The organism is Shinella zoogloeoides (genome assembly GCF_030733845.1).
Lineage (GTDB): Bacteria > Pseudomonadota > Alphaproteobacteria > Rhizobiales > Rhizobiaceae > Shinella > Shinella zoogloeoides_C.
On sequence record NZ_CP132311.1, the window covers coordinates 1,366,488 to 1,388,255 of the forward strand.

The following is a 21,768-nucleotide window of genomic DNA, read 5'->3' on the forward strand; positions in this document are numbered from 1 at the left end:
CGGCAGACGCGGACGCATCCGGGTATCGGGTTACCGGTGGTTCGTTCCATCCAGTAACCGGACTGTCGCATGGGAGGGATTGGCTTGCTGTTCCGCGGGGAACAGGCTCAGAGGGTTTCGGTCCACGCTTTCACCGTTTTCGCCATGGTGACGAGGTGATCGGCGGCGGAGAAGCCGGAAATGCTCTTGCGCGGCTTGAGGTCGTGGTCGCCGTCCTCCAGCCAGAGCAGGCGGATACGCTCGGGCAGGCCGTAACCCGCCACTTCTTCTCTCGTGCCGAAGGGATCGCGCGTGCCCTGGCAGATCAGCGCCGGTACGGTCAGCGTCATCAGGTGCGCGGTGCGCAGCTGCGCCGGCTTTTCCGGCGGGTGGAAAGGATAGCCGAGGCAGAGCAGGCCGGCGACAAGGCCTTCCGCGTGGAGCGCGTCCGCCACCATGCTGGCGACACGCCCGCCCATCGATTTTCCGCCGATGACGAGCGGCCCCTTCGCTTCCAGCGCGGCGACGGCGGCGCGAAATTCCGGGTTCAGTGTCTCGGCCTTCGGCGGCGGACGGCGGCTGCCCTCGGTGCGCCGCGCCGCCATGTAGGAGAACTCGAACCGGGCGACGCGCAGGCCTTCGGCGGCAAGCGCGGCAGCGGCGGCGTTCATCGACGGCGAATCCATCGGCGCGCCGCTGCCATGGGCAAGAAGCAGCGTGGCGGGTGCATCGTCCGGCCCGGTGAAGAGAAAGGGAATGCTCATCGTGCCCGTTTCACACCGCTCGTTTCACTTGGCATGGTCCTTCACGTCGCCGGGCGCGATCGGATCGCTGGCGGGAAAGGTCTCTTCCAGCGCTTCTTCCAGGTAGTCGTCCTGCTCGTCCTTGGAGTTCTTCTCCTTCTGGCGAGCGCGTTCCTTCTCGAGCGATTCCTTCGGGCTGTTCTTTTCTGTCGGCATCGTTTTCTCCCTCGATCTATCCCTAAGATAGGGTGTTTTTCGCCAAGGGCGAGAGCTCAGTTTTCGGGCAGGGTGAGTTCGGCGATGACAGGCAGATGGTTCGACCCGAACGCCGGACCGACACTCCGCGCGCGCAGAAAAATATCCGGCGAGACGACGATATGGTCGATCGAGGCGCCGATATAGGCGAGGGCGTCGAGCTTCATGGAAAAGCGTGTGACCGGTTGCAGCCAGCCGCCGGCAGTGGAGGCAAGGCCGGCCTGCGCGAGGAAGCTGCGGAAGAAGGGCGACCAGGTGGGCGTGTTCCAGTCGCCGGCGACGATGACCGGCGCCTTTTCGAGATCGCCCTTCACCGCATCGGCGGTGGCGGAGAGATAGGCGTTGCGATCGCGCCATTGCCAGAGCCGGCGCGGCGTTTCCGGGTGCAGGGCGTAGAGGAAGAGCGGCTTGCCGTTGAGCGCGAGCTCCAGCCGGAGCGGCTGCTTGTAGGCATGCTCCTCGGTGAAGGCGCGCTTCAGCTCCGTCTCGGCGCGGATGGGAAGGTTGGAGAAGACCTTCAGGTCGTCGCGCTCGCGGCTGTCGGCACTGCTCTCGTATGGATAGAGCCCGGACGTGGAAATGGCCTTGTCCCACGCCTCCGTGGTTTCCTGCAGCACGACGATATCGGGCTTTTCCCGCCGCAGGAGGTCGATGAAGACCGCCGGGTCCTCCGCATTCTCGACGAAGAGATTGGCGGTCAGCACCTTCAGGCCGCCGGCGCCGGCGCCCGCGCTGCGCGCAGTCGATACGTCCGTGGCCGGAATGATCGCCACGGCAAGGCCGAGAAAGGCGATGACGATCGCCTTGATGCGCCGCGTCACCAGGGCAGCGACCGTGAGGAGGACGCCGCCCGTCACCACATAGGGCCAGGCGAAGGTGAGGAGGTCGACGAGCCAGAACCGGTCGGCGGCCAGCACGACCACGCTGACGGTGAAGAGATAGGCGATGACGCCCGGCAGGACGAGGACGCGGTAGGCGAGGGCGACCGGTCCCCGGCGCGGTGCTATCGGCATCGACTGTTCCTTCTGCATCACGGGATTCGGGCAGGTCGATTCCCGTAACGGGAGGTTTGCATGTACCGCGCGGATGGCGGTGCTGCAATGAGGTCGTGATGGAGAGGGGTTGCGGGGCGTATCCGTTGCAAGAAAAAAGCCCGGGATTGCTCCCGGGCTTCTCCATGACATTTTCTCCGGCGGTCCTTAGCTGCAGCCGCTCGTCGCGCCGCAGGTGTCGCACTTCTCGCAGGTGCCGTTGCGCACCATGGTGAAGTTCTGGCACTCCGAGCACATGTTGCCGGTGTAGCCCTGGGCGATCGAGCGCATGCGGCGTTCGGTTTCGAGCTTCTTGGCGTCGGCCTTGGCGCTGGCGGCGTCGGCGGCTGCCTTGTCGGAGAAGAGGGCCGTGATGCCTTCGGGGGCGTCGTCGGCGACTTCCTCTGCGATCTCCTCGGCAAGCTCGGCGGCGCGTTCCTCGTAGTCGCGCTTGAAGGCGACGATCTCGGAGGTGGCGACCGCCGTCGCCGGTTCCAGCTTGCGGGCAGCGTTGCCGGCAAAGGCGGTGACGTTGCCGGCCGACGAGGCCTTTGCAGGCGCGGCGGTGGCGGCACCCTTCGGTTCGCCGAGCGCGCGCTCGCTCTGGCCGCCCTGGACGAGCGTCGGCTTGTGGCCGCGCGTCCAGCCGGTGGAGATCAGGTTGGTCTTGCCCTCCTGGATGCCCTTGCCGAGCGCCGTGTTGGAGAAGTCCGACGTGTCGACATGCGCAAGGTCATGGCGGCCGAGATAGGAGACGGCAAGCTCGCGGAAGACGTAGTCGAGGATCGACGTCGCGTTCTTGATCGCGTCGTTGCCGATGACCATGCCGGCCGGCTCGAACTTCGTGAAGGTGAAGGCCTCCACATATTCTTCCAGCGGCACGCCGTATTGCAGGCCGAGCGAGATGGCGATGGCGAAGTTGTTCATCATCGCACGGAAGGCGGCGCCTTCCTTGTGCATGTCGATGAAGATCTCGCCGAGGCGGCCATCGCCGAATTCGCCGGTGCGCAGATATACCTTGTGCCCGCCGATCACGGCCTTCTGGGTGTAGCCCTGGCGGCGGTTCGGCAGCTTCTCACGGTCGCGCACCAAGCGCTCGACGATCTTCTCGACGATCTTTTCCGTGACCTGCACGGCCTGGGCGGCAGCGGGGGCCGCGACCAGCGCCTCGATCGCATCGTCCTCGTCCTCCGCGTCCTCGATCAGCGAGGCGTTCAGCGGCTGGGAGAGCTTCGAGCCGTCGCGGTAGAGGGCGTTGGCCTTCAGCGCGAGCTTCCAGGAGAGCATGTAGGCGTTCTTGCAGTCCTCGACGGTCGCCTCGTTCGGCATGTTGATCGTCTTGGAGATGGCGCCCGAGATGAACGGCTGGGCGGCCGCCATCATGCGGATGTGGCTTTCGACCGACAGGTAGCGCTTGCCGATCTTGCCGCACGGATTGGCGCAGTCGAAGACCGGCAGGTGCTCGGACTTGAGGAAGGGCGCGCCTTCCAGCGTCATCGCACCGCAGACATGGATGTTCGCCGCCTCGATCTCCTTCTTCGTGAAGCCGATATGCTCCAGGAGGTTGAAGGACATGTCGGAAAGCTGCTCGTCGGAGACTTTCAGGGTCTCCTTCAGGAAGTCGGCGCCCAGCGTCCACTGGTTGAAGGCAAACTTGATGTCGAAGGCGGATTTCAGGCCGGCATTGACGGCTTCGATCTTGTCGTCCGGGAAGCCCTTGGCCTTCAGCGAGCCGGGGTTGACGGCCGGCGCCTGGTTGAAGTTGCCATGGCCGACCGCATAGGCCTCGATCTCGGCGATCTGGCTTTCCGAATAGCCGAGCGTGCGCAGGGCTTCGGGAACGGCGCGGTTGATGATCTTGAAGTAGCCGCCGCCGGCGAGCTTCTTGAACTTCACCAGCGCGAAGTCGGGCTCGATGCCGGTCGTGTCGCAGTCCATGACGAGGCCGATCGTGCCGGTCGGCGCGATGACGGTCGTCTGGGCGTTGCGGTAGCCGTGCTTCTCGCCGAGTTCGACGGCCTTGTCCCAGGCAGCCTTGGCATGAACGATGAGGGTCTGGTCCGGGCACTCGTCATGAACGAGCGCGACCGGGTTGACCGAAAGCTGCTCGTAGCCGGCCGTTTGGCCATAGGCCGCGCGGCGGTGGTTGCGCATGACGCGCAGCATGTTGTCGCGGTTCGGCGCGAAGTTCGGGAAGGGGCCGAGCTCGCTCGCCATTTCGGCGGATGTCGCATAGGAAACGCCCGTCATGATCGCGGTCAGCGCGCCGGCAATGGCGCGGCCTTCCGTCGAATCGTAGGGAATGCCCGAGGACATCAAAAGGCCGCCGATATTGGCGTAGCCGAGGCCGAGCGTGCGGTATTCGTAGGAGCGTTCCGCGATCTGGCGCGACGGGAACTGCGCCATCATGACCGAGACTTCGAGCACGATGGTCCAGAGGCGGACGGCGTGTTCGTAGTCGGCGATGTTGATGTTCTTGGTGGCTGCATCCTTGAACTGAAGCAGGTTCAGCGAGGCGAGGTTGCAGGCCGTGTCGTCGAGGAACATGTATTCCGAGCACGGGTTCGAGGCGCGGATCGGGCCTGCAGCCGGCGAGGTGTGCCAGTCGTTCATCGTCGTGTTGAAGTGCAGGCCCGGATCGGCCGACGCCCAGGCGGCGTAGGAGATCTGTTCCCAGAGGTCGCGGGCCTTCAGCGTCTTCATGACCTTGCCGTCCTTGCGGGCGGTCAGGTTCCAGTCGCCGTCATTCTCGACGGCGCGCAGGAAATCGTCCTTCAGCGAGACGGAGTTGTTGGAGTTCTGGCCGGAAACGGTGAGATAGGCTTCCGAATCCCAGTCCGTGTCGTAGGTCTTGAACTCGATATCCTTGTAGCCCTGCTTGGCGAACTGAATAACGCGCTTGATGTAGTTTTCCGGAACCTGGCTCTTCTTGGCGGCGCGGATCTCGCGCTTGAGGGCCGGGTTCTCCGCCGGGTCGTAGCAGCGGTCGCCTTCGGCCGAGCAATTGACGCAGGCTTTCATGATGGCCTTGAGGTGGCCGGCCACGATCTTCGAGCCGGTGACGAGCGCTGCCACCTTCTGCTCTTCCTTGACCTTCCAGTTGATGTAGTCCTCGATATCGGGATGGTCGATGTCGACCACGACCATCTTGGCGGCGCGGCGCGTCGTGCCGCCCGACTTGATGGCGCCGGCGGCGCGGTCGCCGATCTTCAGGAAGCTCATGAGGCCGGAGGAGCGGCCGCCGCCCGAAAGCTTTTCGCCTTCGCCGCGCAGATGCGAGAAGTTGGAGCCGGTGCCGGAGCCGTACTTGAACAGGCGCGCTTCACGCACCCAAAGGTCCATGATGCCGTTCTCGTTGACAAGATCGTCCTCGACGGACTGGATGAAGCAGGCGTGCGGCTGGGGATGCTCGTAGGCGGACTTGGACTTGGTGAGCTTGCCGGTGAAGGGGTCGACATAGAAATGGCCCTGGCCGGGGCCGTCGATGCCGTAGGCCCAGTGCAGGCCGGTGTTGAACCACTGCGGCGAGTTCGGGGCGACGCGCTGCGTGGCGAGCATGTAGGCAAGCTCGTCCTTGAAGGCGGCAGCGTCTTCCTCGGAAGCGAAATACTTGCCCTTCCAGCCCCAGTAGGTCCAGGTGCCGGCGAGGCGGTCAAAAACCTGGCGGGCGTCGGTTTCCGAGCCATACCGCTCATTTTCCGGCAGCGCCTTCAGGGCGTCGGTGTCGGGTACGGAGCGCCACAGGAAGGAGGGAACGTCGTTCTCCTCGACCTTCTTCAGGCGCGCGGGTACGCCGGCCTTGCGGAAATACTTCTGGGCGAGGATGTCGGCGGCGACCTGGGAGAACTGCGCCGGCACGTCGATGTCGGCCAGGCGGAACACGATGGAGCCGTCCGGGTTTTTGATCTCGCTGACGGCCTTGCGGAATTCGATCTCCGCATAGGCCGACTGGCCGGGTTTGGTGAAACGACGTTCTATGCGCATTGTCCGTTGTCCTTCGCTGCCGCATCCTGCCTTGAAAACAGGGCGCAATTATCCCCGTCCGGCCGCAATGCAATTGCAGCCAGCCCAAATCATCCAGTCCGTGCGGGAAACCCGATTGATCTCGAGTTCCTGTATCTTGCGATGAGTATGGCTGCAAACACTAAATATAGTATCAACAGCTTCTTTTTTCCAGACCTAAAGGTCACGCAGGCGCACTGGAAACCGGGCGCAGAAAGCACCCTTGCGGCAGACGGATCATCCGCCAGCCACATGCGCATGGAAACGCGATTTCGAGAGGAGGACCGACCTCGTAACAATACGGTCCAGTCGCCGCCGCAACTTGGTTTTCATTAACCCCATCAGGCCGATTCCCGTCAAGGGCTGGTTTGTGAACGAAGTTTGAACTCTATATCTTGTGGCTGCCATCTGTGGAAAATGGGGACATCCCCCAAGGCCTGAAAAATCAGCGGGTTCGTGCCGAAAGGTGAGGCGGCGTGCGATGCGACTGTGGAAAAGCAAAAAAAATCACGGGTGAAAAGACGGCTTTTTTTGCTCTCGCGACTTCGAGGAATAGCCATTCAGATCAAGCTGTGATCCGTGGATAAAGTGATTCCCTTCCGTAAGGTCAGGATCAGAACACGCGGGCCGATTGAGCGGTTCGCCTAGAGCGCGTCGAGATTGAGGCCGACGGTAATGGCGCCGATCACCGCGCCGGTTTGCGGGTCGCGGATGGGGAGGCTGGCCTGCGACTGCATGAGCTGGGTGGACTCGTCCCGCGCCGCCTCCTCGACATGGAGCGTGCCCGCGCCGAAAGCGATCTGCCATTTCGCTTCGTCGCCCTGCCAGTAATCGGAGGTGACGTCGCTCTGGCCGACGTTGAGGCCGCGATTGTCCATGACGAAGATTTCGGTGACCAGCCCTCGGCGGCGCGCTGGCGGCCCTTGAGATAGAGCGACAGGGGGTTGGAGAGCTGGGCATCGATCATCGGTCGTTTCGCGGCGGAAAGCTCGCTCCGCCAGCTCGCATCCAGTTCATCGATCTCTGCCTGGCCAAGTCCCGCATGGGCGGCGTTTTGCGCCAGGATCGCGTTGACGATCGCCGGCTCCTGCAGCCAGGGCAGGACATTGGCGTTGACGTAGTCAGTAACGGCGCTGGTGCGGATATCCGTCTGCCCTTCGGCGGGGCCGGTAAGGAGCGCGGCGGCGATGAAAGTTGCCGCGAATGCCCGCCTTGCCTGCCACATGGTTGCCTGTGCCTTCCGCGATCGAGCCGGGCGGTAAAAACAGGCATCATCGTGAGCGGGAATTGCGGAAAGATTAAGCCGGCGGGACGGCCCGCCGGCTTGCCGTGAGATCATCGTTTGAAAGAGTGTCGGCGTGTCAGCCGTTCGTGCCCTTGGCGATCGGCTCCTGATAGGTGAAGCCCATGTCCCAGGGGAAATAGATCCAGGTGTCCTGGCTGACCTCGGTGACGAAGGTATCGACCAGCGGTCGGCCCTTCGGCTTGGCGTAGACGGCGGCGAAATGCGCCTTCGGCAGCATGGCGCGCACTTCGGCGGCGGTCTTGCCGGTGTCGGTCAGGTCGTCGACGATGAGGATGCCTTCGCCGCCCTCCTGGCTCAGTTCCGGGGAGATGCCCTTCAGCACATGCATTTCGCCCTGCGAAACATAGTCGTGATAGGAGGCGACGCAGACCGTCTCGATGACGCGGATGTTGAGCTCTCGCGAGACGATGGCGGCGGGCACCAGGCCGCCGCGGGTGATGCAGACGATCGCCCGCCATTCACGCCCGCCATCGGCCAGCCGCCAGGCGAGCGCGCGCGCATCGCGGTGGAACTGGTCCCAGGATACGGGAAAGGCTTTGTCGGGCAGCGACATGACAGGGGCTCCTGATAGGCGGAAAAAGAAGATTCCACCTCTCTAATGCAGTTTGCCCGCCAAGGAAATCGTCGCCCGGTCGCGAAAACCGGGCGATCCACAGCCGTTTCGGCCTATCTCGACATCAGCGTCGGCACGCGGGCATTGCGCATCATGGCGCTGGTGACGCCGCCGAAGAGGCGCTGGCGCAGCCGGGAATGGCTGTAGGCGCCCATGACGATGAGCCCGGCATCGATTTCCGTCGCGCGGCGGTTCAATGCATCGGCCACCGAATGGCCGTCAGAGGCTCCGGAGGTGACCGTGGTCTTGATGCCGTGGCGCGCAAGGGTGGCGGCTAGTTCCGCCCCGCAGAAATCGCGCGACTGCATGATGTTCTCGGGCGGATCGACGGTGAAGATCTCGACTTCCCGGGCAGACGTGAGGAAGGGCAGGGCGTCGAAGGCGGCGCGTGCCGATTCCCGCGAGCCGTTCCAGGCGAGCAGCACGCGTTCGATGGGCGCGGGGCCGGACGGCGCGTTGGAGATGAGATAGACGGGGCGACCGCTTTCGTAGAGCATGTCCTCGATGTCTTCGCGCGACGGGCCGTCGACGTCGGGGTCGAACTGTCCGGCAATCACGATGTCGGCGCCGCGGGCGCTGTCGATGACGCCCGCCGAGGCATAGCCGGCGGTGCCGGTGAAGAGACGCCATTCATAGGAGATGTCGTCGCGCTCGCAGCGCGAGCGGAATGCCTGCTCGACTTCGCGGGACTGGCGCTGGGCGCGCTCCTGCAGGTCCATGACGGCATTGGGATCGGGATATTCCATGGGTGCGATCAGCGTGACAACGACCGGGATCTCCGCATGGATGCCGATGACATGCCCACCCGTCCGGCGCGCCAGCGCCAGCGCGTGGTCCGTCACCTTGCCGGCGTCCTCGGCGGCGCTCAGCACCGCCACGATGGTCTTGTAGGTCATTTCGGCCTCCTGTTTTCGCTTTACGAAGCCTGCGCCCGCCATGCCGCCAACACCTTGATCCGGATCAAGAGACCGCCTTGGCGGCGGCGATTTCGGCGATCATCGCCAGTATATCACGTTCGGCCGCTTCCGCCGGAGCATCCGTGCGGCTGCGGATGACGATTTCCGTCGAGAAGCGGTTTTCCGAAAAGCGCGGATAGGAGCCGATGCTGGTCTCGAGATGGTTCTTCTGGATTTCGGCGAGCGCGCTGCCGATATCGCCTTCGCCGAAGGGCGAGGGGACGGAACGCGAGAGCATCGGCTGGCCGCCCTGAAGTTTCGGCACGATTGTGCTCAGCATGGCGGTGAAGACCTGCGGCACGCCGGCCATGACATAGACATTGCCGATGTTGAAGCCCGGTGCCGTCGAGACGACGTTCTCGATGTGGACGGCGCCCTCGGGCATGCGGGCCATGCGCTGGCGGGCCTCGTTGAACTCGACGCCGCGCTTTTCATACATGGCGCCGAGCAGTTGCATGGCAAGCGCATCGTGCAGGCACGGCACGCCGAAGGCCTTGGAAATGGCGTCCGCGGTGATGTCGTCATGCGTCGGGCCGATGCCGCCGGAGGTGAAGACATAGGTATAGCGCGCCCGCAGCGCATTCAGCGCCTCGACGATGGCGTCCTCGTCGTCGCCGACGATCCGCACCTCCTTGAGATCGATGCCGGCCAGGAACAGCACGTCGGCGAGCTGGCCGATATTCTTGTCCTTGGTGCGCCCGGAGAGAAGCTCGTCGCCGATGGCGAGCATGGCGGCGGTGGCGATAGGGCTGGAACTCATGGGCGCTCTCTGAATTTCGGACAGAAATGCCGACCGGAAGCGGCGGCATTGTCAATGGCAGGTGAACAGTCTGTCGACCGGGCGGCTCCTGTGTCGGCGCCACCGCAAAGTGCTACATCCAAGGCGACGCCGCAATCAAGCGGAAAGCCCCTTTGCAACAGGAGACGACGATGGCGAAAGTTCTGGTTCTTTACTACTCGGCCTACGGCCATATCGAGACGATGGCCTATGCCATGGCGGAAGGCGCAAAGTCGGCCGGTGCCGAAGTGACCGTGAAGCGGGTGCCGGAACTGGTGCCGGAAGACGTCGCCAAGGCTTCTCACTACAAGATGGACCAGAAGGCCGAGATCGCTACGGTCGACGAGCTTGCGGGCTATGACGCCATCATCGTCGGCGCCGGCACGCGCTACGGCACCGTCGCCTCGCAGATGCGCAACTTCTGGGACCAGACCGGCGGCCTCTGGGCGCAGGGCAAGCTGGTCGGCAAGGTCGGCTCGGTCTTCACCTCGTCGGCCACCCAGCACGGCGGCCAGGAATCGACCATCCTCGGCTTCATCCCGACGCTGATGCACCACGGTCTCGTCGTCGTCGGCCTGCCCTATGCCTTCCAGGGCCAGATGGGCCTCGAAGAGGTCAAGGGCGGCTCGCCCTACGGCGCCTCCACGATCACCGGCGGCGACGGCTCGCGCCAGCCTTCCGAAATCGAACTCGAAGCCGCGCGCTACCAGGGCGCCCACGTCGCCAAGATCGCCGGCAAGCTTTCGGCCTGACGTTCTCCTGAAACGTCGCTGAAGAAGAGGGTGCGGCCAGCGTCAGGGGCCGCACCCTTTTTTGTGTTTGAAAACAGGCTTGCCGTGACCGGCCTCTTGATCCCACTGACTGCGTCAGTTACCCACTCCTGCAAGCGGGCGTGGCGAAACTGGTAGACGCAAGAGACTTAAAATCCGCAGAGAGTAGTCCCGGTACCGAAACCATCCCGGCGCAATCGCCCTCAACCCCTGAGAAACCAAGCTGAATTGGGCCCCGTTGCGGGCCCTTTTTCTTTTTCCAAAATAGTCCCCTTATCGGAACAAAATTTTGTGACCAAACGCGGTTTTGGACACGAGTGCCCGATTGGTGACCATCCTGTGTCCAACTAGGAGCCCCGCCGTGACCCGTAGCCCAATCCATCCCCGCCGCAGCGCTTATCCACAGCCGGCCTGATCGTGTGAATAAAATCCTATCGCACCTTCCCAACCAAAGGCCGATGTGACTATATGCCTAACCAGAACGGATTGAGAACAAAATGACCGACCTCATGCAGCAACAGATCGAGCTTGAAGAGCGCATGCCCGACGTGACCCCGCACACGCTGCGCCACACTTGCTGCACCCGTCTCGTCCTCGGCGGCGTGGACGTGAAGCGCGTCATGGAATGGATGGGGCACACGGCCATCGTCACGACCATGCGCTACATGCAGATCAAGCCGACCTCGCTTGAGGAGATCGTGCATGTTCTGGAGGCAAAGCCCAAGCCCCCGCATCTGGAGCTTGTCGCCTCGGCCTAGCCGCTGCTAAGGGGTCCCACTCGACCCCATAGCAAAGGCCCCAAATGCCCCGAGACTTCCTCAAAGAGCCTATTAGTTGGCTATTCGTCCTCTCCGCCGTGATCCTCCTGCTCAATGCAGTGGGGATTTGGCCATGGGGTCCGTTTAGCCCCCACTAGCCCACCACCAAAACTGTTCTTCCTCCAAGCCCTCGGCCACCACCGGGGGCTTTTTCTTTGTCCAACGAAAGGGAAATCACATGCTGAAAGACCTCGAATGCTTCGTCCACCCGCCGCAGGGCTTTGGTGCCATCCTCGCGATCTCCGGCAAGCTCGTGGATGCCGAGTGGGGCGCGGTCCCCTTCAAGTACCATCCGGCGACCGAAACCCTCTCGTTGATCCCCGGTGACGTGGCGGCGGTCGAACTGACCACGGACGCTCTGAACGCCCTCGGCGTCTTCATGCAGTCGATGAACGATCTCCAGCGCGGCGGCGTCCGGTCCCACTACTCTTTCGAGGACTGCAAGACGGTCGTCGGTCACGTCTTCGACAGCCTCGGCCTCGAATGCGTCATTGCCACCGATGGGGAAGCCGAATGGTCGGCCGGCCGGTTCCACCCGGTAACCCTGCGCGGCCTCGCGCCCGGACTTGTCGGCACCCGCGCGGACATGATCATCGCTGACGAGATCGCCGGGACCGCATGACGCGGGAACGCTCGCGCGAAGTTTTCAGGTGGGGCGAGTGGTGGCGGAAAGTCCAGCCGCCGTGGGTCAAAGGTGCCCGCCCTGCCGCACGATACATCCCCCTCAAGGCCCCCTAAGCGGGGCTTTTTCTTTGGAGAAACCAATGCAACATCAAGAGACCGCCTCCGCTCTCCCACTCTTCGGGGACTGGGCCGGGGAAGACATAGCCGCGATCATCCGGGACTTCGACGCCCCGTCCGAGGCCCTTGAAGGGGCCGTGATCATCGCCGCCGAATACACCTACGAGGACTACAGCGGCTCGGCTGCCGTTATCTATCAGGCTGCGGACGGGCTCCTCTACGAGGTGCACGGGGGACATTGCTCCTGCTACGGGCTCGAAGGCCAGTGGGAGCCCGAAGAAGTGCCCCGTGAAGCCCTCGCGCATCGCTTCTCCCGCGCCAACCCCGGCGACACGGACGCATTCCGCGCCGCTGTCCGCGACTGGCTCGCATGATCTCCGCCCTCATCGGCCGCGCCGTGATCGTGGCCGTCTTCGCCCTCGGCATCTACGCCGTCGTCCAGTTCCTCAACTCCATCCCCACCAAATCCTCCACCAAAAAAGGAAAACGCAATGTCCGTTAAAATCGTCGCTCTCGGTGTCTCCGCTCTCGCAATCGCTGCCCTCTCGTTCGGCTCCTTCTTCGTGGTGGATCAGGGGGAGCGCGGCGTCGTCACCCGCAACGGCCAGATCGCCTACGTTGCCGACCCCGGTCTCCACTTCAAGATGCCGTTCGTGGACGGCGTGACCACCATCGACGCCCGCTCGAAGGCGAAGTCCTACGAGGCCATCCCGAGCTACAGCGCGGACCAGCAGACGGCCACGCTCGCGGTCTCGGTCAACTATGCGATCCCCGGCGACAAGGCGGGCCTCGTCTACGCCGAGTACGGCACCGAGGAAAACCTCCTGAGCCGGCTGGTCGAGCGCAAGCTCATGGCGGCGGTGAAGAACACGTTCGGCGGCTACACGGCGTCCCGCGCCATCACCGAGCGGGCCAAGCTCACGGCTGACATCCAGTTCGCCTTGCAGGAGGCCGTGGAGGGCCCTGTCGTGATCGAGGCGGTGCAGATCGAGAACATCGACTTCTCCGACGCCTACGAGGCCAAGATCGAAGAGCGCATGAGCGCCGAGATCGAGGTCCAGAAGCTCCGCCAGAACGCCGAGCGCGAGAAGGTGCAGGCGGAGATCACCGTCACCGCCGCGAAGGCCACGGCCGACGCCACCCGTGCGCAGGCGCAGGCCGACGCCGATGCCGCCCGTCTCCGGGGCGAAGCGGAAGCCGACGCGATCCGGGCCAAGGGCGCGGCGCTCCGGGACAACCCGTCCCTCGTGGACCTCACCGCCGTCGAACGCTGGAGCGGCGTGCTCCCGACCACGATGGTGCCCGGCTCGTCGGTTCCGTTCGTCAATGTGGGGAAGTGACATGGCGCGATCCAAGTACATCTACACCCTGTACGAGGACTTCCAAGCCATCGCCCATTTCACCGTGAAGCACGAGGCCATCCGGTACTGGGAGCACAAGCTCGGCCGGAACCCGGCGATCACGATGGAGCGTTCGCAAGACGGCGGTCCCGTCGAGAAGGCCGTGGTGGTCCATGACTGGCAGACCGGCGACGAATGAAGTTCGGCGTCCTGTTCCGCTTCGCCAGCTTTTGGATGGGGGCCCATTGGTCCCCATTCAATCGCCGCCTGTGTGTCAATCTGGTTCCGTGCGTGACGTTTTGGGTCGCGCTGGAGGGAGGGAAAGTCCCTTGAAGTTCTGCAAAGACTGCCGGTTCTACCGGGGAAATTACTGCTACGCCCCGGAGACCGCGATGCCCGATCCTGTCAGGGGGCCGCAAGCCCAATGGGCCGATCTGGCTCGGAAATATGAGTGCGGCAAGTTGGTCGCGAAGTTTTTCCAGCCGCGCATGATCGCCCGAGCAATCAACGCCCTGAAAGGCTGGAAGTGATGGCCGAGAACCGCGTTGGCGTCCACATTCTCGCGAATCGGGCGGGCCTCACATACAGAGACACCAAGCGCCTCCTGATGGAGATCATGATGAACACCCCTCGGGCCGCTTCGGCGGCTCGCACCCTCGCAATCGGAATTGGCGGAGAGCAGCATGAGCGCCCGCTTTGCAAACGGAACGCCGATCCGGCGCCGTGGGGGACCGTCCAGTGAGAGAGCGCGACTTGATCATCATGGACGACATTGAGGACCGAACACCGCCAGACCGGGAGCGGATGAAGACGGCCCTCCTATGGTTCAGTCGGGAGCTTGGTACGGACGGCGGGACTCGAACCCGCACGGCACACGGCCAAGGCATTTTAAGTGCCTCATGTCTACCATTCCATCACGTCCGCGCACCAGCAGAAGCCCATATATCCGCTGCTTCGGAGCCGGTCAAACGGTGTCCAAAACTTGTGACCAACCCGTGACCACGGTGGCCGGCATGTGTGCCATTTGTGACCCCGCAAGGGACCTCAACCGCCTGAGATACCGGCGTTCCGGTGTTCTCACAGAAAACTTAAAATCTCTCGGCCTTGGCTGTGCGGGTTCGATCCCCGCCGCCCGCACCAGCAAGCGCTGTTCAAAGCAGGGCTCGTTTCCAAGCCCTGCAAGCTTCTTCGCTATCCTGAAATCGCGTTGAACACCCAATAGAACACGGCCGAGATCACCGCGGCCGAGGGCAGTGTGACGATCCAGGCAATCACGATGTTGCCGGCGATGCCCCAGCGCACGGCGGTGACGCGGCGGGCGGCGCCGACGCCGATGATGGCGCCGGTGATCGTGTGCGTGGTCGAGACCGGGATGCCGAGCCAGGTGGCGCCGAAGAGCGTGATCGCCCCGCCGGTCTCCGCGCAAAAGCCCTGCATCGGGTTGAGGCGGGTGATCTTCGAACCCATCGTGTGCACGATGCGCCAGCCGCCCATCAGCGTGCCGAGCGCCATGGCGGCCTGGCAGGTGATGACGACCCAGAACGGCACGTAGAACTCGCCGCCGAGATAGCCTTGCGAGTATAGCAGGACGGCGATGATGCCCATGGTCTTCTGCGCATCGTTGCCGCCATGGCCGAGCGAATAGAGCGAGGCCGAGATGAACTGCATGACGCGGAAGGTGCGATCGACGGCAAAGGGCGTCTGGCGCACGAAGAGCCAGGAGACGGTGAGGACGAGGATCAGCGCCAGGAAGAAGCCGATGGCCGGCGACAGGAAGATGGCGCTCGCCGTCTTGATGAGGCCGCTCCAGACGACGGCGTCGAAGCCGGTCTTGGCGAGACCCGCGCCGACGAGCCCGCCGATGAGGGCATGCGAGGAGCTTGACGGGATGCCGAAGATCCAGGTGACGACGTTCCAGATGATCGCGCCCATCAGCGCCGCGAAGATGACCAGCGGGCTGACGATGGAGGGATCGATGATGCCCTTGCCGAGCGTTTCGGCGACATGCAGGCCGAAGAACAGGAAGGCGATGAAATTGAAGAAGGCCGCCCACATGACGGCATATTGCGGGCGCAGCACGCGCGTCGAGACGATCGTGGCGATCGAGTTGGCGGCGTCGTGCAGGCCGTTCAGGAAATCGAACAGCAGCGCGATGCCGACGAGGCCGACCAGCAGCGGAAAGGCGAGTGTGGCGTCCATCAGACGTTCTCGATCACGATACCGCTGATTTCATTGGCGACGTCCTCGAAGCGGTCGACGACCTTTTCGAGTTCCCCGTAGATCTCGCTGCCGATGATGTAGGACATCGGATCGGATTTGCCGAATCGCTTGAAGAGGTCTTTCAGGCCCTGGTCGTGCAGCTCGTCCGAACGGCCCTCGACGCGTGTGACCTCCTCTGCAATGGCGCTGAGGCGGCCGGCATGCACGCCCACCTTGTCGAGCAGCGGAATGGCCTCGGCGATGAGATGCGCCGCCTTGACGACGGCCTCGCCCATTTCCTGCATGCCGGGCTGGAAATCCGTCTGCTCGTAGAGGCGGATGGTCTTCACCGTCTTGTGCATCATGTCGATGGCATCGTCCATCGACTGGATCAGGTCCTTGATGTCGCCGCGGTCGAAGGGGGTGATGAAGGAGCGGCGGACGGCGAGCAGCACTTCGCGTGTGATGTCGTCGGCCTGGTCCTCCAGTTCGACGATGCGGTCGCAGTGCTTTTCCAGGTCGGGACCGCCGGCAAGGGCCGCGCGGAGGGATTCGGCGGCGCCGACGACGGTACGGGAATGCTGCTCGAAGAGATCGAAGAAACGGTCTTCGCGCGGCATGAGTTTGCGAAACAGCGAAAGCATGGATGCCCCTTACGTGGCTGGGGTTGTCATGCGGCTGTCATAATTGAGCGGGAAGGCGCTGGAAAGCGTTGATTCGCCGCTTGTCACAATTCTCTTGGCTCTCGGTAAACGGATAAAAGAATGATCAAGGCACGATCTTGAACGGCTGCTCGCTGATGGCGACGGCCCCGCTGGCGGTGTCGCGGAAACGGTAGCGCAGCACGTAGTCGCCGATGGGCGGGCCGCTGAGATTGAGCGTCAGTTTGGCGAAGACTTCCTGGTTGCGCACGCTGCCCTTGAAGTCGAAGGATCCGAAAGCCTTCTGTTCGGCGAGCTTCGTGCCCTTCGGGTCTAGCAGTTCGAGATCGACGGTGAAGTGCGATTCCAGAAGCCCGCCATCGGCGGGGCGCCAGGTCAGGCCGACCGGTTCGACATAGGAGATCAGCGCTTCGCCTGCCTTGAAGTTCGCCTCCGGCCGGGCCGCGTACATGCCGTATCCCTCCGGCGGGGCGGAGACGAAGACGGCCTTGCCGATCGAGAAGGGCAGGGTGGCGGCGAACGTGCCGAACGCATCGCGGATCGTGTTGTGCGCGCCGACCGTATCGCCGGCTGCGGCCTGTTCCTCCGCCTTCTTCGCCGCATCGGCAAGCGGGCCGGCAAGCGCGAGCGTCGGCGCGAGCGCGGCGGCAAAGGTCATACGCAACAGGGACTTCGACACGGACATTCAGACTTCCTCCAGCCGGATGGCGGCAGGATGCGTAGAAGCGCGACAACAGTCAAGAACGCCCGGGAGGCTGCCCTAAATCAGTTTTTCCAGAACAGCGGCGTCAGAATGACGAGGACAGTGAGGATTTCGAGACGGCCGAGCAGCATGAGGAAGGACAGCACATAGAGCGCTGCGTCATGAAAACCGGCGAACGTCCCGGCAGGGCCAATCGCCTGCGTAACACCGGGACCGACATTGGAGAGCGACGTGGCCGCCGCGGAAATCGATGTCAGGACGTCGTAACCGAGCAGGGCGAGCGTGATCGCAGCGAAAGCCGCCACCGCGATATAGGTGAGGAAGAACAGAAAGACGTTTCGCTGCAGGTCGGCATCGACCGTCATTGGGCCGTAGCGTACGGCATGGATGCCGTTGGGATAGATCAGGCGGTAGAGGCCGGTGCGGATGAAGTTGAAGAGGATGATCAGGCGGTAGGCCTTGAGACCGCCCGCCGTCGAGCCCGAACAGCCGCCCATGAAGGTGGCGACGAAGGCGAGCGCCACGATGAAATGGCCCCATTGCGTATAGTCGTCGCTGGCAAAACCCGTCGTCGAGAGGATCGAGGAGACGGTGAAGAAGGAATGGGCCAGCGCCTCGTGGAAGTCGACGCCGTTCTGCAGGCGCTGGAAGACGCTGGCCGCGATCGCGAACAGCACGAGATAGCCGAGGAAGACGCGGATCTGCGGGTCGCGCCAGGCATCGACGCGCCCGCGCACGACGAAGAGGATCAGTACCGAGAAGGGCAGGCTGGAGAGCGTCATGAAGAAGGTGGCGGCCCAGAGCAGGGGCAGGCTCTTGAAGTAGCCGAAGGACGAGTCGTGCGTCGAGAGCCCTCCGGTGGCGACCGTGGACATGGCGTGGTTCAGCGCGTCGAAGCGGTTCATGCCGAGCGCGGCGTAGACGACGGCGCAGATGAGGGTGATCGCCACGTAAATGGCGAGGAAGGCGCGCGTATAGCTTGCGATGCGGGCGAAGGGCTTGTCGGCGGTGTCGGACGATTCGAGCTTGAAGAAGGACATGCCGCCGACGCGCAGATACGGCATGATGAAGAGGCCGAGCGCGAGGATCCCAATGCCGCCGAGCCAGTGCAGCAGCGAGCGCCACATCAGGATGCCGGGCGGTGCATGGTCGAGGCCGGTGATGACGGTGGAGCCGGTGGTGCTGATTGCCGAGACCGATTCGAAGAAGGCCTGCGCGAAGGTGAGGTCGAGCGAGGACAGCCAGAGCGGGATCGCGCCGATGATCGACGCGCTCAGCCAGAGCAGGTTGACCACGAGGAAGCCCATCCGCTTGTTGAACGGCGGCGGGCCGGCGCGCGTCGCGGCGGCCGTGGCGAGCGAGAGGCCGCCCGTGAAGAAGGCGGAGAGGAAGAAAACCTCCGAATCGGGATGTCCGTAATAGACGTCGATGAAGGCCGGAACGAGCATCGCCACGGAAAGATAGATTCCGCTGATGGCGGCAATGTTGATGGCGGACCGGAAGATCGTGGCGTTCAAGGAAGGGGTCCTGCCGGCTGGCTCAAGTTCTCGTCGCTAAAGGCCGCGCGGCCGGGACGGGTGGTGTCCGTCGCCGCGATATGCAATAGCCTTTGCATTGTCCAAACTCAAGGATGGCATCGAGCGGCATGAAACCGGACGTCGACGCAGCCTGCGAAGCTTTGCGCGGGCTTTTTCCAGAAACACCCCTCCAACTCAACGAACATCTCTCCGCCCGCTACGGCGCGGAGATCTACCTGAAGCGCGAGGACCTTTCGCCGGTGCGCTCCTACAAGATCAGGGGTGCCTTCAACTTCTTCCGCAAGGTTCTGGCGAAGGCGGATGGCGCGCGCAGCTTCGTCTGCGCCTCGGCCGGCAATCATGCACAGGGCTTCGCTTTCGTCTGCCGCCATTTCGGCGTGCCGGGCGTGGTCTTCATGCCGGTGACGACGCCGCAGCAGAAGATCGACAAGACGCGCATATTCGGCGGCGAGTTCGTGACGATCAAGCTTGTCGGCGACTTCTTCGACCAGTGCTACAAGGCCGCCCGCGACCATGCGGAGGCGACCGGCGCGCTGATGGTGCCGCCCTTCGACCATGCCGATATCATCGAAGGGCAGGCGACGGTGGCGGCGGAGATCGTCGCACAGCTCGGTGAGGGCAAGCTGCCGGACCTGGTGGTCCTTCCGGTCGGCGGCGGCGGGCTTGCCTCGGGCGTGACCGGTTATCTCGAGGGGGACATGGGACCGTCGAGCTTCCTGTTTTGCGAGCCGGCCGGCGCACCGAGCCTCAAGCGGAGCCTCGAAAGCGGCGCCGTGGTGACGCTCGACCAGGTCGACAATTTTGTCGACGGTGCCGCGGTCGGGCAGATCGGCGCGCTCAACTTCGCAGCGCTCAGCCGGTTTTCGGCCGACCAGGTCATGCTGCTTTCGGAAAACGCCATCTGCGTGACGATGATCGACATGCTGAACGTGGAGGGCGTGGTGCTGGAGCCGGCCGGCGCACTATCGTTGACGGCGCTGGATGCGCTCGGCCGCGAGGCGCTGGAAGGCAAGACGGTGGTCGCCGTCGTCTCGGGCGGCAATTTCGATTTCGAGCGCCTGCCTGATGTCAAGGAACGCGCCATGCGTCATGCGGGACTGAAGAAATACTTCATCCTGCGCCTTGCCCAGCGCCCCGGCGCGCTGCGCGATTTCCTGAACATGCTCGGACCGGACGACGACATCGCCCGCTTCGAATACCTGAAGAAATCCGCCCGCAATTTCGGCTCGATCCTGATCGGCATCGAGACGAAGGCACCGGAGAATTTCGCAGCGCTCAAGAAGGCCTTCGACGCGGCCGGCATGCGCTATCAGGACATTACCGAAAACGAAATCCTCGCAAATCTTATCATCTAGGGGCATGGGTCCGGCGACGCTCTCCCCTTGGAGGGCGCTGCCGCCTGTGCTAGAGCATTTGCAGCAAAAGTGCGCAGCGGTTTTGCGTCCGCAATTGCGTGAAAACAAGGAGATAGGGAGTTTTCGCGATTCGAGGAAAAGCGGAAATGCTCTAGCAATCGGCCATGGCATCGTTCTTTTCAAAACTCTTCGGTCGCGGTGGCGACTCGGCAGCTCCCGCGAAGATCGCGGAGGAAACCGAGGCCTATAACGACCTGACCCTCGTGGCGGCTCCCATTCCCGAAGGCGGCCAGTACCGGCTTGCCGGACGCATCGAGAAGCGCGACGGCGAGCGGGTGCTCGTTCGCACCTTCATCCGCGCCGATCTCTTCTCCTCGCGGGACGATACGGTCGCTTCGACCTTCCGCAAGGCAAGGCAGATCGCCGACCAGCACGGCGCCTCGCTCTTCAGCGACGGCGCGGAGAGCCGGCAGGTCTGACCGCCAGGCGCGTTCGCCACCCGAAATAATCATATGAAAATGTGCGAAGGCGCTGGAGAACCGGTGCGTTTGCCTGTATCCGCAGGAAAACGACTTGTTGCGGACGTTCCGATTCAGCTGGCTGGCGGGACGTCGGGGAAACTGCGGACCGCCCATGGGTACTGAAAACCTGATCCTGCTTCTCATCGAGGCCGGTTTCTATTTCGTCTTCATGGTGGGCATCCTGCATCTGCGCCACCAGATCGGCATCGGCGTTTTCGTCGCCGCACTCGGCGTCATGCACTTCCTGGAGACCTATCTGGCGGCGGTCTTCTATATCGAGCTGCCGTTCGGCGTTATTTCACCGGGCTCCTCGGTGCTCTTTTCCGGCAAGCTGATGATGATCCTTCTTCTGTATGTGAAGGAGGACGCCGCCGTCGTTCGCGCGCCGATCTACGGCCTGCTCGCCGGCAATTTCCTGACGGTCGGCCTCAGCCTGTTCCTGCGCCACCACCAGACGATCGGCGCGGTGCCGGGCCGCATCGCCGATCTCGCCTTCATCGACGAGATGGGCTGGCTGATGCTGTGGGGCACGATGCTGCTCTATGTCGATTCGCTCGCCATCATCCTGCTTTACGAGCGCCTCGGTCGGGTCTTCAGGAAGAACACGGCCATGCGCTTCTTCGTCTCCGGGGTCGCGGTGCTGACCTTCGACCAGATCGGCTTCTATGCGGCGCTGCATTTCCTCAACGGCGCGCCGGTCGAAGTGTTCTGGGGCGGCTGGATCGCGAAGATGATGGCGGCCTGCGCCTATGCGGTGCTGATCACGGTGTATCTCTACTATTCCCGCATATCGGCGATGCCCGTCTCGCCGCGTCCCATCTCGGATATCTTCGCCGACCTCACCTTCCGCGAACGCTACGAGGACCTGCTCGACCGTTCGGGCCGCGATGCCCTGACCGGCGTCTATGACCGCAGCCGGCTGGAATTCGAGGCGCCGCGAATGCTCTCGGCGATGCTGGCGGCCGGCAAGCCGATGGCGCTGATGATCATCGACGCCGATCATTTCAAGGACGTCAACGACCGTTTCGGCCATCTCGCCGGCGACGGCGTGCTGCGCGACACCGCGGCCTGCCTGCAACGGGCGCTGCGCGGCGGCGACCGCATCTTCCGCTTCGGCGGCGAGGAATTCGTGGTGATCTGCGAAGATATCGAGCCGGAAGTCGGGGCAGAGCGGGCTGAAGAGTTGCGGCGCACCGTGGAGGCGGAGATCCGCAGGCCTGACGACGTGCCGGTGACGGTCAGCATCGGCATCGCCAACAGCTACAATGACGGCACGACGCTGAACGCGCTGCTGTCGGCCGCCGATGCCCGGCTCTACGCCGCCAAGAATGCCGGACGCAACCGCGTCATCTCGCACTAGATTTCCGGCTGTCGCGCCGGATTGCCGGAACATCGGCCTGTCACAAAAGTTTCATCTGTGCTTCCTATACGAGTGGATGGAAGCCCCGAAAACGCGGC

23 protein-coding genes and 1 tRNA gene are annotated in these 21,768 nt (G+C 63.5%); 11 read left to right on the forward strand and 13 right to left on the reverse strand.

Annotation, left to right across the window (positions count from 1 at the left end; all coding sequences use genetic code 11):
• Positions 1-107: 107 nt before the first annotated feature.
• The 8 genes from Q9316_RS07780 to Q9316_RS07815 form a co-directional block, all read right to left on the reverse strand.
• Positions 108-743 (reverse strand): alpha/beta hydrolase family protein, encoded by a 636-nt coding sequence (locus Q9316_RS07780; protein WP_306034620.1) that lies wholly within the window; start codon positions 741-743, stop codon positions 108-110.
• Between the two features lie 24 nt (positions 744-767).
• A complete protein-coding gene (locus tag Q9316_RS07785; protein WP_306034621.1) occupies positions 768-938 on the reverse strand; it encodes a hypothetical protein in 171 nt (56 codons plus the stop codon).
• A 56-nt stretch (positions 939-994) separates the two neighbouring features.
• The gene (locus Q9316_RS07790) at positions 995-1,990 is read right to left on the reverse strand and encodes an endonuclease/exonuclease/phosphatase family protein (protein ID WP_306034622.1); all 996 of its coding nucleotides are present in this window, start codon (positions 1,988-1,990) and stop codon (positions 995-997) included.
• 186 nt (positions 1,991-2,176) lie between these two features.
• Positions 2,177-5,992: a vitamin B12-dependent ribonucleotide reductase gene (locus Q9316_RS07795; RefSeq protein ID WP_306034623.1), complete on the reverse strand. Its 3,816-nt coding sequence runs from the start codon at positions 5,990-5,992 to the stop codon at positions 2,177-2,179.
• Between the two features lie 662 nt (positions 5,993-6,654).
• On the reverse strand, positions 6,655-6,888 hold the full coding sequence (locus Q9316_RS07800) for a hypothetical protein (RefSeq protein ID WP_306034624.1): 234 nt from the start codon (positions 6,886-6,888) through the stop codon (positions 6,655-6,657).
• Positions 6,889-7,371: 483 nt separating this feature from the next.
• On the reverse strand, positions 7,372-7,869 hold the full coding sequence (gpt, locus tag Q9316_RS07805) for a xanthine phosphoribosyltransferase (RefSeq protein ID WP_306034625.1): 498 nt from the start codon (positions 7,867-7,869) through the stop codon (positions 7,372-7,374).
• 113 nt (positions 7,870-7,982) lie between these two features.
• Entirely contained in the window at positions 7,983-8,825 is an 843-nt protein-coding gene (locus Q9316_RS07810) for a universal stress protein (protein WP_306034626.1), read from the reverse strand.
• A 64-nt stretch (positions 8,826-8,889) separates the two neighbouring features.
• Positions 8,890-9,645, reverse strand: coding sequence for a competence/damage-inducible protein A (locus Q9316_RS07815; RefSeq protein WP_306034627.1), 756 nt, complete (start codon positions 9,643-9,645; stop codon positions 8,890-8,892).
• Between the two features lie 170 nt (positions 9,646-9,815).
• Between Q9316_RS07815 and wrbA the strand changes: the two genes are divergently transcribed.
• The 8 genes from wrbA (at position 9,816) to Q9316_RS07855 (ending at position 13,862) form a co-directional block, all read left to right on the forward strand.
• Positions 9,816-10,415, forward strand: a complete 600-nt coding sequence (gene wrbA, locus Q9316_RS07820) for an NAD(P)H:quinone oxidoreductase type IV (RefSeq protein WP_306034628.1) — start codon at positions 9,816-9,818, stop codon at positions 10,413-10,415.
• Between the two features lie 515 nt (positions 10,416-10,930).
• Positions 10,931-11,191, forward strand: a complete 261-nt coding sequence (locus Q9316_RS07825) for a tyrosine-type recombinase/integrase (RefSeq protein WP_306034629.1) — start codon at positions 10,931-10,933, stop codon at positions 11,189-11,191.
• A 238-nt stretch (positions 11,192-11,429) separates the two neighbouring features.
• On the forward strand, positions 11,430-11,873 hold the full coding sequence (locus Q9316_RS07830) for a hypothetical protein (protein ID WP_306034630.1): 444 nt from the start codon (positions 11,430-11,432) through the stop codon (positions 11,871-11,873).
• A gap of 142 nt (positions 11,874-12,015) precedes the next feature.
• Positions 12,016-12,366: a hypothetical protein gene (locus tag Q9316_RS07835; protein WP_306034631.1), complete on the forward strand. Its 351-nt coding sequence runs from the start codon at positions 12,016-12,018 to the stop codon at positions 12,364-12,366.
• Positions 12,363-12,494 (forward strand): hypothetical protein, encoded by a 132-nt coding sequence (locus tag Q9316_RS07840; RefSeq protein WP_306034632.1) that lies wholly within the window; start codon positions 12,363-12,365, stop codon positions 12,492-12,494. The genes Q9316_RS07835 and Q9316_RS07840 overlap by 4 nt, the downstream gene beginning before the upstream one ends.
• Positions 12,484-13,332: a prohibitin family protein gene (locus tag Q9316_RS07845; protein ID WP_306034633.1), complete on the forward strand. Its 849-nt coding sequence runs from the start codon at positions 12,484-12,486 to the stop codon at positions 13,330-13,332. The genes Q9316_RS07840 and Q9316_RS07845 overlap by 11 nt, the downstream gene beginning before the upstream one ends.
• 1 nt (position 13,333) lies before the next feature.
• Positions 13,334-13,531, forward strand: a complete 198-nt coding sequence (locus Q9316_RS07850; RefSeq protein WP_306034634.1) for a hypothetical protein — start codon at positions 13,334-13,336, stop codon at positions 13,529-13,531.
• A 193-nt stretch (positions 13,532-13,724) separates the two neighbouring features.
• On the forward strand, positions 13,725-13,862 hold the full coding sequence (locus tag Q9316_RS07855; RefSeq protein WP_306034635.1) for a hypothetical protein: 138 nt from the start codon (positions 13,725-13,727) through the stop codon (positions 13,860-13,862).
• Between the two features lie 309 nt (positions 13,863-14,171).
• On the opposite strand, the gene Q9316_RS07860 is transcribed toward Q9316_RS07855, so the two are convergent.
• The 5 genes from Q9316_RS07860 to Q9316_RS07880 form a co-directional block, all read right to left on the reverse strand.
• A tRNA-Leu gene (locus Q9316_RS07860) sits at positions 14,172-14,256 on the reverse strand.
• Between the two features lie 267 nt (positions 14,257-14,523).
• A complete protein-coding gene (locus Q9316_RS07865; protein ID WP_306034636.1) occupies positions 14,524-15,531 on the reverse strand; it encodes an inorganic phosphate transporter in 1,008 nt (335 codons plus the stop codon).
• Positions 15,531-16,175 (reverse strand): DUF47 domain-containing protein, encoded by a 645-nt coding sequence (locus Q9316_RS07870; protein ID WP_306034637.1) that lies wholly within the window; start codon positions 16,173-16,175, stop codon positions 15,531-15,533. Before Q9316_RS07870 ends, Q9316_RS07865 begins: the two co-directional genes overlap by 1 nt.
• Positions 16,176-16,299: 124 nt before the next feature.
• Positions 16,300-16,878: a hypothetical protein gene (locus Q9316_RS07875; RefSeq protein ID WP_306034638.1), complete on the reverse strand. Its 579-nt coding sequence runs from the start codon at positions 16,876-16,878 to the stop codon at positions 16,300-16,302.
• An 80-nt stretch (positions 16,879-16,958) separates the two neighbouring features.
• Complete coding sequence (locus tag Q9316_RS07880; protein ID WP_306034639.1) at positions 16,959-18,413, reverse strand: TrkH family potassium uptake protein; 1,455 nt, start codon at positions 18,411-18,413, stop codon at positions 16,959-16,961.
• 128 nt (positions 18,414-18,541) lie between these two features.
• Here Q9316_RS07880 and ilvA point away from each other — a divergent pair, with 128 nt between their 5' ends.
• The 3 genes from ilvA (at position 18,542) to Q9316_RS07895 (ending at position 21,670) form a co-directional block, all read left to right on the forward strand.
• Entirely contained in the window at positions 18,542-19,789 is a 1,248-nt protein-coding gene (gene ilvA, locus Q9316_RS07885) for a threonine ammonia-lyase (protein WP_306034640.1), read from the forward strand.
• Positions 19,790-19,953: 164 nt separating this feature from the next.
• The gene (locus Q9316_RS07890; RefSeq protein WP_306034641.1) at positions 19,954-20,268 is read left to right on the forward strand and encodes an HlyU family transcriptional regulator; all 315 of its coding nucleotides are present in this window, start codon (positions 19,954-19,956) and stop codon (positions 20,266-20,268) included.
• Positions 20,269-20,422: 154 nt separating this feature from the next.
• The gene (locus Q9316_RS07895) at positions 20,423-21,670 is read left to right on the forward strand and encodes a GGDEF domain-containing protein (RefSeq protein WP_306034642.1); all 1,248 of its coding nucleotides are present in this window, start codon (positions 20,423-20,425) and stop codon (positions 21,668-21,670) included.
• Positions 21,671-21,768 lie beyond the last annotated feature (98 nt).